Source organism: Kitasatospora sp. NPDC051702 (assembly GCF_040681575.1).
Lineage (GTDB): Bacteria > Actinomycetota > Actinomycetes > Streptomycetales > Streptomycetaceae > Kitasatospora.
This window is the reverse complement of sequence record NZ_JBFAZB010000002.1, coordinates 326,797-341,583: the sequence shown is the minus strand read 5'-3', so window position 1 is coordinate 341,583 and position 14,787 is coordinate 326,797. Positions and strand designations below refer to the sequence as shown.

General features: G+C 74.6%; 11 protein-coding genes. 8 read left to right on the top strand and 3 right to left on the bottom strand.

The annotated features are described in order from the left end of the window. Positions 1–45 precede the first annotated feature (45 nt). The 6 genes from AB0N04_RS03400 to AB0N04_RS03375 all read left to right on the top strand — a co-directional run bounded on the left by AB0N04_RS03400 (position 46) and on the right by AB0N04_RS03375 (position 6,686). Positions 46–3,186 carry a M28 family peptidase gene (locus tag AB0N04_RS03400; RefSeq protein WP_360208556.1) on the top strand — a complete coding sequence of 1,047 codons (3,141 nt, stop codon included), beginning with the start codon at positions 46–48 and terminating at the stop codon, positions 3,184–3,186. 193 nt (positions 3,187–3,379) lie between these two features. Then, positions 3,380–4,627 (top strand): cytochrome P450, encoded by a 1,248-nt coding sequence (locus tag AB0N04_RS03395; RefSeq protein WP_360208488.1) that lies wholly within the window; start codon positions 3,380–3,382, stop codon positions 4,625–4,627. Between the two features lie 117 nt (positions 4,628–4,744). Then, positions 4,745–5,047, top strand: coding sequence for a muconolactone Delta-isomerase family protein (locus AB0N04_RS03390; protein WP_360208486.1), 303 nt, complete (start codon positions 4,745–4,747; stop codon positions 5,045–5,047). Then, positions 5,044–5,403: an SgcJ/EcaC family oxidoreductase gene (locus AB0N04_RS03385; protein WP_360208483.1), complete on the top strand. Its 360-nt coding sequence runs from the start codon at positions 5,044–5,046 to the stop codon at positions 5,401–5,403. Before AB0N04_RS03390 ends, AB0N04_RS03385 begins: the two co-directional genes overlap by 4 nt. 144 nt (positions 5,404–5,547) lie before the next feature. Further along, positions 5,548–6,009, top strand: a complete 462-nt coding sequence (locus AB0N04_RS03380; RefSeq protein ID WP_360208553.1) for a carboxymuconolactone decarboxylase family protein — start codon at positions 5,548–5,550, stop codon at positions 6,007–6,009. A 167-nt stretch (positions 6,010–6,176) separates the two neighbouring features. After that, the gene (locus tag AB0N04_RS03375) at positions 6,177–6,686 is read left to right on the top strand and encodes a hypothetical protein (RefSeq protein ID WP_360208480.1); all 510 of its coding nucleotides are present in this window, start codon (positions 6,177–6,179) and stop codon (positions 6,684–6,686) included. Between the two features lie 91 nt (positions 6,687–6,777). Here the strand turns inward: AB0N04_RS03375 and AB0N04_RS03370 are convergent, their stop codons facing one another. Then, positions 6,778–8,058: an FAD-dependent monooxygenase gene (locus AB0N04_RS03370; protein WP_360208477.1), complete on the bottom strand. Its 1,281-nt coding sequence runs from the start codon at positions 8,056–8,058 to the stop codon at positions 6,778–6,780. Between the two features lie 393 nt (positions 8,059–8,451). Between AB0N04_RS03370 and AB0N04_RS03365 the strand changes: the two genes are divergently transcribed. Both AB0N04_RS03365 and AB0N04_RS03360 read left to right on the top strand, forming a co-directional pair. Next, entirely contained in the window at positions 8,452–8,823 is a 372-nt protein-coding gene (locus AB0N04_RS03365; RefSeq protein ID WP_360208474.1) for a peptidase inhibitor family I36 protein, read from the top strand. Between the two features lie 7 nt (positions 8,824–8,830). Then, positions 8,831–9,727, top strand: a complete 897-nt coding sequence (locus tag AB0N04_RS03360) for a hypothetical protein (protein WP_360208472.1) — start codon at positions 8,831–8,833, stop codon at positions 9,725–9,727. 59 nt (positions 9,728–9,786) lie between these two features. Here the strand turns inward: AB0N04_RS03360 and AB0N04_RS03355 are convergent, their stop codons facing one another. Together AB0N04_RS03355 and AB0N04_RS03350 are read right to left on the bottom strand one after the other, a co-directional pair. Beyond that, the gene (locus AB0N04_RS03355; protein ID WP_360208469.1) at positions 9,787–10,503 is read right to left on the bottom strand and encodes a hypothetical protein; all 717 of its coding nucleotides are present in this window, start codon (positions 10,501–10,503) and stop codon (positions 9,787–9,789) included. Next, the gene (locus tag AB0N04_RS03350) at positions 10,500–14,744 is read right to left on the bottom strand and encodes an NEW3 domain-containing protein (protein WP_360208466.1); all 4,245 of its coding nucleotides are present in this window, start codon (positions 14,742–14,744) and stop codon (positions 10,500–10,502) included. Before AB0N04_RS03350 ends, AB0N04_RS03355 begins: the two co-directional genes overlap by 4 nt. Positions 14,745–14,787 lie beyond the last annotated feature (43 nt).

Sequence of the window (14,787 nt, the reverse complement as noted above, 5' to 3'; positions counted from 1 at the left end):
GGACGGTTGCTGACCACGGCGACCACCCTGACCGTGCTGGCCGGAATGATCGCCGCCACGGCCGGGCCGGCCACCGCCGCGCCCACCCCCTCCCCCGCACCCCCGAGCGCCCTGGCCGCCGCCGTGAACGCCGCCGACGCGGCCGCCGCGGCCGGCCTGGACGCCCTCGCCAAGGGCCCGGACGAGACCTACGAGCGCCGCTCCGTCACCCCCTGGCTCGGCGGCCTGTACTCCGTCGCGTACGAGCGCAGCTACCGCGGTCTGCCCGTCGTCGGCGGCGACGCCGTGGTGCTCGCCGACGGCCAGGGCAAGGTCCGCGGCCTCCAGTCGGCGGCCTCCGGCCCGGTCGGCGGCTCGGTCACCCCGCAGGTCAGCGCGGCGAAGGCGGAGAAGACCGCCCGCACCAGGCTGGCCGCCGTGGACAAGGTCGACTCCCGCCGCCTGGTCGTCCGGGTCAAGGACGGCTCCGGCGGTCGGCTCGCCTGGGAGACCGTGCTGACCGGCCGCACCGAGAGTGCCCCGAGCCGGCTGCACGTCTTCGTCGACGCCGCGAGCGGTGAGGTGATCGACTCCTACGACGACGTCCGCGCCGGCACCGTGAACAGCAAGTGGAACGGCCCCTCCCCGGTCACCATCAGCACCACCGGCTCGGGCGGCTCCTACTCGCTGCGCGACCCGAACCGGCCCGGCCTGACCTGCTCCGACTACAGCACCGGCCAGGTCTTCAGCAAGTCCTCCGACTCCTGGGGCACCGGCAACCCCACCAGCAAGGAGACCGGCTGCGGCGACGCGATGTTCGCGGCCCAGAAGGAATGGGACATGCTCCGCGACTGGCTCGGTCGCAACGGACACGACGGCAACGGCGGCAGCTGGCCGGTCAAGGTCGGCCTGAACGACGTCAACGCCTACTGGGACGGCAGCTCCATATCGATCGGCCACAGCCAGGCCAACGAGTGGATCGCCGCCATCGACGTGGTCGGGCACGAGTTCGGCCACGGCATCGACCAGTACACCCCGGGCGGCGCCAACAACGAGAACGGCCTCGGCGAGGGCACCGGCGACATCTTCGGCGCGCTCACCGAGGCGTACGCCAACGAGCCCTCCCCGTACGACAACCCGGACTACACCGTCGGCGAGATGATCAACCTCGTCGGCAACGGGCCGATCCGGAACATGTACAACCCCTCGCTGGTGAGCAACAACCCCAACTGCTACTCCTCCTCCATCCCGAGCACCGAGGTGCACGCGGCGGCCGGCCCGCTCAACCACTGGTTCTACCTGCTCGCCGAGGGCTCCAACCCGGGCGGCGGCAAGCCCACCAGCCCCACCTGCAACAACTCCTCCGTCACCGGCGTCGGCATCAAGGACGCCGGCCGGATCTTCTACGGCGGCATGCTGCTCAAGACCAGCGGCATGACCTACAAGCGCTACCGCACCGCCACCCTGACCGCGGCCAAGAACCTGGACCCCTCCTGCACGACCTTCAACCGGGCCAAGGCCGCCTGGGACGCCGTCAGCGTCCCCGCCCAGAGCGGTGACCCGACCTGCACGCCGTCCGGCAACAACGACTTCTCGCTCGCGCTCGGCCCGGCCTCCGGCTCGGTCCAGCCCGGCTCGTCGGCCAGCGCGACGATCAGCACCGCCGTCACCTCCGGCACCGCGCAGACCGTCAACCTGACCGCCTCGGGCGCCCCCGCCGGAGTCACCGCGACGGTCAACCCCTCGTCGGTGCAGGCCGGTTCCTCCGCCACGCTGACCCTCTCGGCCTCCTCCTCGGCGGCCCCGGGCACGTACGTGATCACCGTCACCGGCACCGCCGGCGCGGCCACCCACACCGCCCAGTACACCCTGACGGTCGGCGGCGGCACCCCCGGCGGGCCCGCACCCGACATCGACGTCGCCAAGGTGCAGGCCCACCTGACCCAGCTGAACACCGTCGCCAACCAGAACGGCGGCAACCGCCGGGCCGGCACCGCCGGGCACAGCCAGTCCCTGGCCTACATCAAGGGCAAGCTGCAGGCGGCCGGTTACACCGTCACCGAGCAGACCTGCACCTCCTGCACCTACCAGTCCAACAACCTGATCGCCGACTGGCCCGGAGGCCCGACCGACCAGGTCACCATGTTCGGCGCCCACCTGGACAGCGTCTCGGCCGGCCCCGGCATCAACGACAACGGCTCCGGCTCCGCCACCCTGCTGGAGAACGCCCTCGTCCTCGCCCAGCAGAACCCCGGCCTGACCCGGCACGTCCGGTTCGCCTGGTGGACGGGTGAGGAGCAGGGCCTGCAGGGCTCGCAGTCCTACGTCGGCCAGCTGAGCTCCGCCCAGCGCTCCGCGATCAAGGCCTACTACAACTTCGACATGATCGGCTCGCCCAACGCCGGGTACTTCATCAACAACATCGGCTCCGCCGCGTCCGCCCCGATGAAGGCCTACTGGGACTCCCTCAACCTCCAGCCGGAGGAGAACGTCGAGGGCCAGGGCCGCTCGGACGACTACTCCTTCCAGCAGGCCGGCATCCCCACGTCGGGGTACGCCGCCGGCGCCAGCGACACCAAGAGCTCGGCCCAGGCGGCCAAGTGGGGCGGCACCGCGGGCCGTTCCTACGACTCCTGCTACCACCAGTCCTGCGACACCACGGGCAACGTCGACGCGACCGTCCTCAACCGCAGCGCCGACGGCGTCGCCTACACCATCTGGAAGACCTCCGTCGGCGGCACCACGCCGACCAACGACTTCTCCCTCGCGGTGAACCCGTCCGGCGCCACCGTCACCCCCGGCGGCAGCGCCACCGCGACCGTCTCCACCGCCACCACCGCCGGCTCGGCGCAGACGGTCAACCTGACCGCCGCGGGCGCCCCGGCGGGCGTCACGGTCTCCTTCAACCCGTCCTCCGTGCAGTCCGGCGGCTCCGCGACGCTCACCGTCTCCACCGCCTCCTCCACCGCGGCCGGCACCTACACCATCACCGTCACCGGCACCGGATCGGCCACCCACACCAGCACCTTCTCGCTGGTCGTCGGCACCGACCCGGGCAACCCGGGCGGCACCTGGAAGGCCGGCACCACCTACCAGGCGGGCGACGTCGTGACCTACAACGGGATCAGCTACCGCTGCATCCAGGGCCACACCGCCCAGGTCGGCTGGGAGCCGCCGATCGTCCCCGCCCTGTGGCAGCAGCTGTGACCCGCGCGGTCCGCAGCTGACGCCACCACCGACGCTGCGCCGCGGTCCGTCGAGGGGGACGGACCGCGGCGCAGCCGCATGCCCGGGTGGCGGAAGCGCACGCCCGGGCGCCCCCGGCGGGCCGGCCCGGCCGGCCGCGGCCTGGCATAGAGTCGGCACGGACGCCCCGTCAGCACGTCGGAGGAGAACACCCGTGACCACGGACCCGCGCCCCGTCCCGGAGCTGGCACCCGAGGCCGTCGAGGAGTGGCGCGCCGAGGAGGCCGAACTCGTCGACCTGCTCGCCCGCGCCCGGCACCACGTCGGCGGCGTCGCCGCCTTCCGACTCGGACCGACACCGACCGTCCTGGTCACCGACCCGGCGGCCGTGCAGCACGTCCTCGGCCGCCACCCGGAGCGCTACGTCAAGCGCTCGCACCGCGCCCGGATGCTGGTCGGCGACGGCGTGCTCTCCGCCACCGGGGACGCCTGGAAGCGCCAACGACGGCTGCTGCAGTCCCAGTTCACCGGCACCGGGATACGCCGCTACGAGCGGCGGATCGCCGCCGCCGCCCGCCGCACGGCCGACCGCTGGGAGGGGTACCGCCGCAGCGGCGCGACCTTCGACCTCGCCGAGGAGATGCGCGGCTTCGCCCTGGACACCGTCTGGCGGGCCCTCACCGGGCTGCCGCTGGACGACCACACCGACCGCGAACTCCGCGCGGTGGAGCGGGTGGTGGCGGTGATGCCGACCCTGCCGAGCAACGCCGCCGACGCCCGCGACGCCGTCGCCGGGGAGCTCGCCCGGATCGACGCCGTCGCCCAGGCCGCCATCGACACCGCCCGCGCGGCCGTCGACACCGAGGAACCCGGCGTGCTGCGCGTCCTGCTCGACGCCGCCGACCGGCACCCCGAGTACACCGACCGGCTGATCCGCGACGAGCTGGTCACCCTGCTCGTCGCCGGCCACGAGACCACCGCCACCACCCTGACGTGGCTCTACCTCCTGCTCGACCGCAACCCCGCCGCCCACCGGGCCCACCGGGACGACCCGCAGGCCCTGGTCAGCGAGACCCTGCGGCTCTACCCCTCCGCCTGGCTGCTGCCGCGCCACGCGGTCGAGGACGACGTGCTCGCCGGGCACCGCATCGCCGCCGGCACCGACGTCCTGGTCTGCCCCTTCCTCACCCACCGCGACCCGGCCCTGTGGCCCGACCCGGAGCGCTTCGACCCGGCCCGCTTCACCGCGGCCGGCACCCGCCCCGGCCCGCTCGGCGCCTACCTCCCGTTCGGCCTCGGCGCCCGCGCCTGCCTGGGCACCCAGTTCGCCCTCCGCGAGACCACCGCCCTGCTGGAGCTGCTGCTCCCGCTCGGCCTGCCCACGTTCCAATCCATCCCCACCGGCGCCTCCTACAGCATCACCGTCCGCCCCGACGGCCCCACCCCCGCGGTGCTGCGGTAGCGCCCGGCGGCCCGCGCCCCGCCTCCGACGCCCGACACGCGCCCCCGACGGCGTGGCACCGCCCCTCGCCACGGGCCGCCCCCCGATACTCCGGGTGACCCGTACGAGAGGACACCGATGGAATTCCTGGTCGACATGGTGACCACCGTCCCCGAGGGCACCTCCGCGGAGGCGGTCGCCGACATCCGCACCCGCGAGGCCGAGCGGGCCCGCGAACTCGCCTCCCAGGGGAACCTGTTGCGGCTCTGGCGGCCCCCGCTGACCCCGGGCGAGTGGCGCACCTGGGGGCTGTTCTCCGCCCCGGACGCCGAACGGCTGGAGCAGCTCCTCGCCTCGATGCCGCTGCGGGTGTGGCGGCGGGACACCGTCACCCCGCTCACCCCGCACCCCAACGACCCCGGATCCGCAGGTGCCCGATGAACGACGAAGCCGTCCTGCACGAGGTCCTCGACCGCTGGAAGGGCGCCGTCGACGCCCACGATCCCGACCGGGCCGCCGCCTGCTTCACCGAGGACGCGATCTTCCAGGGCCTGCACCCCTACTCCGTCGGACGGGCGGGCGTCGCCGGGTACTACGCCTCCCAGCCGCTCGGCATGACCGCCGCCTACCGCGTCCAGGAGACCCGCCGCCTCGCCGACGACCTCCTCCTCGGCTACCTCGCCGTCGACTTCTCCTTCACCGACCGCCCCACCCTGACCGTCAACCTCGGCGTCCTGCTCCGGCGGACCGCCGACGGCTGGTCCATCGCCCACTACCAGGTCTCGCTGCTCCCCTGACCACCCGCCGTCACAGAACTCCCGACCGGCCCCCGTCACAATCCCCCGCCGTGATCCGTCGGACCTCCGGAAGCACCGACCGCCCCGAGAGGAACCGCCGTGGAAACCCGATCGATCACCACCGAGATCCCGCTCCGCCCCCGCATGACCCAGGACCCGGTCGAGCTCGTCCCCGAGCTCGCCGAGGTCTCGGCCGCGCTGTTCAAGGCCACCGGCAACCGCACCGTACCCCGCACCACCATCAGCCTCGTCCAGCTGCGGGCCGGCCAGCTCGCCGGAAGCACCTACCTGACCGTGCTGCACACCGGCTTCCTCCGCAAGGCCGGCGAGTCCGAGGAACGCATCACCTCGGTCTCCTCCTGGCAGGACTCGCCGTACTTCAGCGCCCCCGAGCGCGCCGCCCTCGCCCTCGTCGAGGCCGTCCTGCAGCCCAACCCCCACGGCGAGCGCGTCACCGACGCGCTCTACGCCGAGGTCGCCGCGCACTACGACGAGCGGGCGCTCACCACGCTGACCGCGGCCATCGGCCAGGTCAACTTCTTCACCGCCATCGCCCTGATCGCCAAGCCCGTCCCCGGCCGCTCCTTCACCGATCCCTGGGCCTGACGCCCGGGCGGGCCGGGGTGGGGCGGGGCCCGGTGGACCGTACCGGTCACCGTCCTCAGCCGTTCGGGGGACAGCTCGGCACCCGCCGTGCGCCGCCCGCCCCACCCGGGCATCCGTGACCCCGCCCGGCCCTGCGAACACCCGGAGGGCGGCAGCGAGGAGACACCATGGACGACGAGCAGGTCGTGCCCGCCCAGGACGCCGCATTCATCTCACTGAGGGAGTACGCCACACCCGAAGCCGCCCCCGCCCTGCACCGACTGCTCGCCGGGATCGACGCCTCCGACCACCCGCTGGCGCTCCCGCTGTCCTTCTCCGGAGTGAAGGTGCTCGGCGACGTCGTCACCGGCGACGCCACCGTCAACCTCTCCCTCGGAGAGGAGCCCACCGGATCGTTCTGGGTGCTGTTCTTCACCCCCCAGGACGACACCGGAATCCCCCTGCCCCCTCCCCACGGCGACCGCACCGGCGGCACCGCCATCCTCTTCCCCGGCGCCACCAGCGTCCTCTCCCCCGCCGCGCCGGCCGCCGACCGCCGCCGCGGCTACTGCGTCGAGGCCCCCCAGGTCATCACCTCACCGGCCGGCGTGCTCGTCGCCGGCCGGTGCGACCTCTTCGGCGACCACACCCTGCTGGGCGGGCTCGGCTTCCAGGTCACCCTGGGGCTGCTGCCGTAGTACGGCCCGGGCCCGGGTGCCGGTGGCGCACCCGGGCCCGGACCGCAAGGGGCCCGCCGCACCGCGGCCGACGCGCGGCGGGCCCCGGCCCTCAGTAGTCCACCAGGTCGAACACGGTGGCCGCCCGGAACGCCTCCTCCATCTCCGGACCGGGCCGCTCGAACCCCGCGAGGCCTACCGGCCCTCCCTCCTCCGCGGGCTCGGCGTCCCCGCCGAAGACGTCACCGGTCAGTTCCAGGATCGCCTGGTTGGCCGCCACGTGGTCGCGCAGCCGCCGCTCGTAGGCCGGGAACGCGGACAGGTGGTCGCCGTCCGCCGCGGACAGCTCCCCGGCCAGGACGTAGGCGGCCGTCAGCGCCACGCTGGTGCCCTGACCGGTCAACGGCGAGCAGCAGAAGCCCGCGTCACCGACCAGCGCCACCCGCTCCTTCCACCAGCGCTCCATCCGGACCTGGGCGACGACGTCGTAGTGGAAGGCCTCCGACTCCCACATCTCCCGGAGGAACCGCGGCACCTCCCAGCCCAGGTGGGCGCAGCGCTCGGCGACCAGCCGGCGCTGGTCGCCGCGGTCGCGGGGCAGCATCCGGTCGAGCGGCTCGTCGCTGCGGAAGCCGACGAAGACCCGCAGCTCGGTGTTCTCCCGGGCCGTCATCACCAGGCAGTTCCACCCGGTGTCGCCCCCGTTCTGGTGGAGCACCTCCCAACGGTCGAGGCCGAGGTGGTTGGGGACGCTCCAGCCCGCGATGAAGGTGTCGAGGGGGTGGAGGAAGTCGCCCTCCGGGCCGAAGACCAGACGGCGGGTGTTCGAGTGCAGGCCGTCGGCGCCCACCACCAGGTCGAAGGCCTCCTCGGCGCCGCCGCGGAACCGGACCTGCACGCCGTCCCGGTGCTGCACCAGGGTCTCGATCGAGTCGCCGAACCGGTACTCGACGCCCGGGCCGGTGGCGCCCGCGATCAGGCCCGCGAGCTCGTCGCGCAGGATCTCCACGTCGGGCCCGCCGACCGGGCCGCCGCTGGCCGTCCACTCCGTGGTGCGGCCCAGCTCGCGGCCCTCGCCGTCGACCAGGGACATCCCGCGCAGGCCGGTCCGGCGCGCCCGGACCTCCTCCAGCAGGCCCATCCGTTCGACGACCTCCAGCGCGTTGCCGCGGATGTCCACGGCCTGGCCGCCGCCGCGCAACGACGGCGCGCGCTCGACGACGGTGACGCGGAAGCCGTAGCGCTCCAGCCAGTAGGCCAGCGCGGTGCCGGCGATCCCGGCGCCGGAGACCAGGACCGAGGTCGTCCGGGCGCCGCGCGGCGGAGTGGTCCCGTCGGGCAGGGCGGTGACGTCAGGCGGGGTGGTTCCGTCGGGCGGGGTGGTGTTCGACATGCTGGGTCTCCCGTGGGTCGGTGCTGCATCCGTCGACCACCCTCGCCCTGCCCGCTCACAGCACACGAACAAACCGCTGACACCACCGGCAGCCCGCTGACAGCATCCTGACGTTACGTCATGTCGCGCCTGGCGCGGCACCGTCGAGCGCTCGGCCGGACCCCTCGATCGGCGCACCACCGCCCCGGGGACGTCCCTCCTTCGGCCGGGACGGCCGGGGGACGCGCTGCTCAGGCGCGTGGGACGGAATCCCGCCGTCCCGGGACGCAGCCGGTGGATGGCGATCTTTCCGACCCCTGCCACAGGCTGGGCGTCGCCGACGGGGCGTCACACCCGTCGGTGCAAGGCACCTTCACTGAACGGCACCTTCACTCGATCACGGGGAGCCACCACATGTTCAAGAAGACCGTCGCCTCACTAGCCGTCGCCGCGAGCCTCGCCCTCGGCGCGGGCGTCGCCCTCGCCCCCGCGGCCCAGGCGGCCCCGTCGGGCTGCAACTCCGGCGGCCTGTGCGTCTACTGGAACTCCAACTACGGCGGCGCGGTCCAGACCGTCTACCAGGACAACAACGACCTGAGCCAGTACAACAACTTCGCACACAGCTACGGGGGTTCGGCGTACAACAACGGCAACAGCTGCAGCGTCGTCGTCTACGCCCAGAAGAACGCCCAGGGCCAGGGCTGGATCCTCTACCGCGGCCAGGGCTGGACCTTCATCGGGGACAATCTGCCGAGCATCCTCTCCAACCGCTGGTGCACGGTCTGACCCGGTCGTGAACACCAGGATCGCTCTCGCCCTCGCGGCGTCGCTCCTGGGCCTCGGTGCCGCCGGATGCTCCTCGTCCGGCGGCACCACCACGCCCGGGGCCCAACCGCGTCCCTTCGACGGCGTCACCCACTACGACGAGCAGCAGCGCCTCGCCCTGCACGGCGCCGAGGAGAGCCTCGTCGCCTCCTGCATGCGCGGGCGCGGCTTCGACTACCGCCCCGCGGGCCTCACCACCGGGGACCACCGGGTCGACGCCAACCCGTACGGCCTCCTCACCGGCGCCCAGGCCGCCGCCGACGGCTTCGGCGTCATCAGCACGGCGCTGGACCTGAAGCCGGCCGCCGACCCCAACCAGGCGCACGCCGGGGAGGAGCCCTGGCAGGCCGCACTGCTGGGGACGGAGGCGCACCGGGTCACCGTCGACCTGCCCGACCGGCAGCAGTTCTTCTACAACGACGACTCCTGCCTCGCCTCGGCCCGCGACTCCCTCTACGGCCCGGACTACTTCCGCCTGTTCAACACCTTCCAGGTGCTCGGCGGCAAGGTCGTCGCCGGCGTCCGGGCCGACGGCCGGTTCACCGCCGCCGAGGCGCGCTGGCGCGACTGCATGAGCGCCGCCCACCGGCCGGCCACCCACCTGGGCGACCCGGTGGCCGCGATCGACCAGCAGGTCGAACAGGACGGCACCGACCCGGCGAAGACCCGCGAACTGATCGGCGGCGAACTCGCCCTCGCCGGGGCGAGTGCCCGCTGCCAGCAGCAGGCCGGCCTCGCGGACGCCGTCGCCCGGGCCCAGGCCGACGTCGAGCGGACCGTCCTCGGCGCGGACCAGTCGCTGCTCGACCAGCTGCGCACCCTGCGCGGGCGGGCCCTCGTCCGGGCGAGCCACCCGACGTCCTGACCCGCGAGCCCCCGCACCGGTCTGCCGCCCCCACGCGGCGGGCCGGTGCGGGGGCGTTCTCAGTGGCGGTGGTGGTTGTCGGGCTGGTCGGGGTCGCCGGGGTGTTCGAGGCCCTCGACGAGGGTGAGGCGGCGGGCGCGCTGGTGGTCGAGCCAGCGGACGAAGGCTGCGCGGCGGGCGGCGTCCCGCAGGGCGGGGGCGGGGTCGGGCGGCCGGGGAGGGGCGGAGGTGGCGAGCAGGGCGGCGGTCCACGGGCCCGCGGTGACCCACCGGCCCGCCGGGGCCGCGCGGAGGGCGTCGGCGAGGGCCAGCGGGAGGGTGTCGGGGTCGGCCTCGATCTCGCCGTCGGGGAGGGCGAGGCGCCAGGTCCGGGCGGGTGGGCGGGCGGTGAGTTCGCGGTAGCGGGCGACGTCCGCGGGCGCGGCCTCGACCTCGGCGGTCACGGCGTCGTGGACGGCGCGGACGGCCGCGCTGCCCTCGTAGGCGGCCGCCGTGATGGAGCCGAGCTCGACGGCGGCCCGCTGGTCGAGCCGGGCGGGGCCGGAGGCGTCGACCGGCAGCCCGCGCTCGGCGGCGACGGCCTCGCAGAGCGCCTCGGTCAGCAGCACCTGGGCGACCCACCGGGTGAGCTGCCGGTCCTCCGGGCTCCCCGGCTGCGGCAGGGCGGTGGCGCGCGGTCCGGCCCGCAGGGCGGCCAGCCGCCGGTCGAGCGCGGTGCGCGGCAGGGGGCGGCCGTCGAGCAGGCCGAGGGCCCGGTCGGCCGCTCGGCCGGTCATGCCCGCACCTCCAGGGCGACGGTCGGGGCGTACTGGCAGCGGCCGAACCACATCACCTTGGCCAGGGCCCAGGAGGAGCCGGGGGCGAGCGATTCGGGGGCGGAGATCGTGTAGTCCACGGTGACGGAGGAGCCGGCCGGGACGGTGAAGCCGCGCACCGGCTCGGCGATCGCCTCCCACGTGCCCCACGGCGAGACGAGCTGGAGCTCGCCGCGGATCTCTCCGCACGTCCGGTTGGTGAGTGTGACGCCGAGCGTGGCGCGGCCGCCGGGGGCGACCCGTACCGTCCGGTTCGGGGCGTCGACGTCCAGGCCGGTGTCCCGGCCGGTGAGGGCCTTGGTGCCCTGGGCGGCCGTCCAGTCCTCGGGTGATTCCCCGGCCGCGGGGAGCAGGGCGGGGAGCTCGCCGACGGCGATCGTCACCACGTCCTCGATCTGCTGCCCGTCGTGGTCGATCCGGACGGCCGCGAAGTGCAGTCCGGGCCGGGCGCCGGCCGGCGGGGTCAGGGTGACCGGGAAGCGCAGGTGCCCTCCGGGCTCCAGCCGGTAGGGGCGGCTGCCGGGGGCGGCGGTCCAGCCCTCGGGCGGCAGCACCACGGCCGTGCCCTCGACGGCGGTGTCGCGCAGCTGCGAGGCGAGGGCGACGGAGAGGGTGACGGGCTCCCCGGCCGTCCGCAGCAGGCCGGGCGAGGCGCCGACGGAGACGGGCAGGTAGCCGAGGGGTGCGGGGCCGCGGTTGTGCAGCCAGTAGCGGGCGTGCACGGGCTGGGCGGCTTCGGCGGCCGGGCCGAGCAGCGGGCCGTCCGGCGGCGCCGCGACGCCGGGGGTGGCCAGCAGGGTGGCGATCCGGGAGCCGGTGAGGTGCACGGTCCCGGTGGCTGCGCCGGATTCGCCGGTGGCCCGTTCGAGCAGGTCGGCGTGGTGCAGCGGGCCGAGGCCGAGCGCGCCGGTGAGCCGTGCGGTCCGGCCGAGGCCGGTCGATTCGAGCAGCCGGAGGGCGAGTTCGGGCCCGGTGGGTGCGGCCGAGCCGTGGGCGACCGGGTTCCCGGCGGGTTTGAGGGTGCCGAGCAGGACCTCCCGCTGCGGCTCGACCCGCAGCCAGGACAGCGTGGCGGGGAGCGGGCCGTCGTGGGCGGGGGCGAGCCGGGCGTGCAGGGGGTGGTTGAACTCCTGGCCCTGGGCGGGCAGCGCCTGGTCCCTCCAGTCGCCCGCGCCGCCGACCAGTGCGTAGTGGAACTCGTGCGTCCAGTGCTGGAGTTGGAAGGAGGCGCCGTCGGGCAGGGTGCGCCGGGGCGGGTCGATCCAGACGCCGGAGGGCCAGCCGGTGCAGGAGCGCATCAGGGAGAGGTGGAGGGCTCCGGTGGGGTCGACGGCGAATCCGGGGAGTCCGAAGCTCAGCAGGGCGACGGTGTGGTCGACGAGGCGGTCCGCGACCGGGACGGGGCAGACGGCGGTGATCCGGGCGTCGGCGAGGTCGGCGACGAGGGTGTCCGGGTCGGCGACCACGAGGGCGGGCAGCGCCCGCAGGTCGCGCAGGTCGGCGTCGGGCCGCCAGACGTCGGCGAGCGGGGTGAGGGCGGGGATCCAGACGGCACCGTGGGCCTTGAGCACCGTCGCGTACTCCTCGCCGGCGCGTTCGATCAGCTCCCGGGCCGCGGCGTTGCGCTCCGGACCGCCGAGGACGATCCGGACGTCGGGCAGGTTGGAGTCGACCTCGAGCCAGCCGTAGCGCGCCCAGTCGGCGCCGGAGGTGGTGGCGGTGACGCCGGCCCGGGCGAGGGCGACGACCAGGGGCCGGGCGTCGGCGGCGTCGTCCAGGGCGGGGACGACGACCTCGGCCACGCCGAGGGCCCGGGTGCCGGTCGGGGTGCCCGCCGGGTCGGTCAGTTCGGCCCGTGCGGTGGCGCCGAGCCCGAACCAGGTGTTCGCCGGGTTGTCGAGGGTCCAGGGCGCCTCCGCCGAATCGACGTCCGGCAGGGCGAAGCCGCGGCCGATGACCGCACCGGCGACCTCGCTGACCGGGAGCGCGCCGGGCAGGTCGACGGGGAAGCGCAGCCGCAGCAGGCGGTCGGCTCCGGAGTGGTCGACGACCCGGGTGCGGCAGTCGACCCGGTCGAGGCCGTGCCAGAGCGTCACGGTCTGCTCGTAGCGGATCCCGTCGACCGACCCAGCGATCAGCAGCCGTTCGCCGAGCGGGCCGGTCTCCCGGCGGACCGTCGCCGCGGCGTCGCCGGAGCCGAGCACCGGGCCGCTGGGCACCAGGTGCCAGGGGCCCTCGCCGAAGTCGGGGTGCTGCGGGTACTCCTGGTACACGCGCAGCTCGTTGCCGATCCGGCCGTCCCGGATCAGCTCGCGGTCGTGGGCGAGGTCCTGGACGGAGCTGAGCCCGCCGCCCCGGGCGGGTTCGGCGGTGACCCGGTACCGGCCGTTGGCGATGGTGCTGCCGGGGGCGGCCGTCCAGGCCGGGGGCGGCGTGCCGTCCACCAGCCGCCAGGTGCGCCAGCCGAGGGCGGGGACGTCGGTGGCGAGGAAGTGCAGGGTGCCGTGGTCGACGGCGCTGGGCACGGGTTCGCCGCGGTCGTCGAGCACCCGGACCGACCGCCCGTCCGGGGGCAGCGGGACGGCCACCAGGTCGGTGCGGTCGAAGGAGAGGGTGTTGGTCACCACGACGGCCCGGCCGGCTCCGGTGGTGCGGATCCGCGAGGCGAGCGCGTCCAGGGCCGTGTCGCGCACGGCGGTGGCGAGGTCGTGCGCCTCGCGCCAGCCGCCGAGCAGGTCGAGGTAGACCTGGTCGGACTCGGAGCCGGTGATGGCGTCGTGGTGGGCGCCGTAGGCGAGGTGGCGCCAGACCTTGTCGAGCGCGGCGGACGGGTAGCGGCCGAGCCCGTGGACGGCGGCGAGGGTGGCGAGCTTCTCGGCGTCGACCGCCGCGACCTCACCGGCCCGCTGGGCCTGTTTGGTGTCGATGTACGAGACGTCCTTGCCGGTGTAGACCGGGTTCATGTCGCGGGTCTGCGGGCTGGGCCGGCGGCCGGTGGCGGCGAGTTCGGCCCGGACGGCGTCGAGGAAGTCGCGGGGGACGGCGCAGACGAAGCGCGGCCAGAGGTACTTGGCGGCCCAGGAGCGGTGGATCGCGGTGACCCACTTGTTGGGCGGGGTGTAGTCGGTGCCGACGGGCAGCAGCAGGTTCTTCGTCGCCCCGACGGGCTTGAGCTTGCGGTACAGCTCGTAGACGGCCTGTTCGGCGGTGGCGAGGTCGGGTGCGGAGTCCATCCACCAGCCGGCCGAGTAGTGGTGCGGCATGTAGTGGGTGAGCACGCCCTCCCCGGAGGGCGCGATCCACTCGAACTCGCTCGGGAACTGCATCACCCGGGCGTCGTCCTTGGCCTCGCGGAAGTTCTTCTGGATCGGTCCCCACTGGTGGAAGGGGCCGCGGGCCCAGGCGCTGCCGGTGAGGCCGGCCGCGGCGAGGTGGCCGGGGAACTGCGGGTCGTGCCCGAACACGTCGAGCTGCCAGGCGGTTCGCGGGTCGCCGCCGAGCACGTCGCGCTGGTAGCCGATGCCGTGGACGATGTTGCGGATGGTGGTCTCGGCGCCGGTCAGGTTGGTGTTGGGCTCGTTGTAGGTGCCGCCGACGAGTTCCACCTGGCCGCGTTCCAGCAGCCGCCGCAGGGTCTCGCGGCGCTCCGGGTGCTGGTCGAAGTACGGTTTCAGGTAGTCGACTTCGGCGAGGACGAACTTGTAGACCGGGTCCCGCAGGGCGAGGTCGAGGTGGGCGTCGACGAGGGCGAAGCCGTTGCGCTCCCAGAGCGGCCGGGTGGTGGCGTCGGCGGAGAGCAGCTCCCAGGGGGAGGTGTAGGCGGCCTGGGTGTTCCACCAGACCGGGTCGTAGTGGAAGTGCGAGACCAGGAACATCGTCCAGCCGGGCTCGGCGACCTCGACGACGCCCTGCGCGGACGCCTCCTCGGCGGCGACCCGCCCGGACGCGTCCCCGGCGCCCCGCGCGGCCGGGTGCCCGGCCGTCACGGTGACGGCACGGTGCTCGCCGGGGCGGGCACCGGTGATCTCCAGGGGGACGTCGACCGTCCCCGTGCCGGTCGCCGCGCCGCGCACGCCCGGGCCGCCGACGGTGATCCGGGCGGGCTCCGGGCCTTCGAGCGTGACCCGCAGCACTTGGCGCGGGGCGTCCTCCGGCCCGACGAACAGGTCCGTACTCTCGACGGCGGTGATGGTGACCGGCACGGGGTGGTCCTTTCCGACGGAGGGGCTGGGGGCTGTCCGGTGG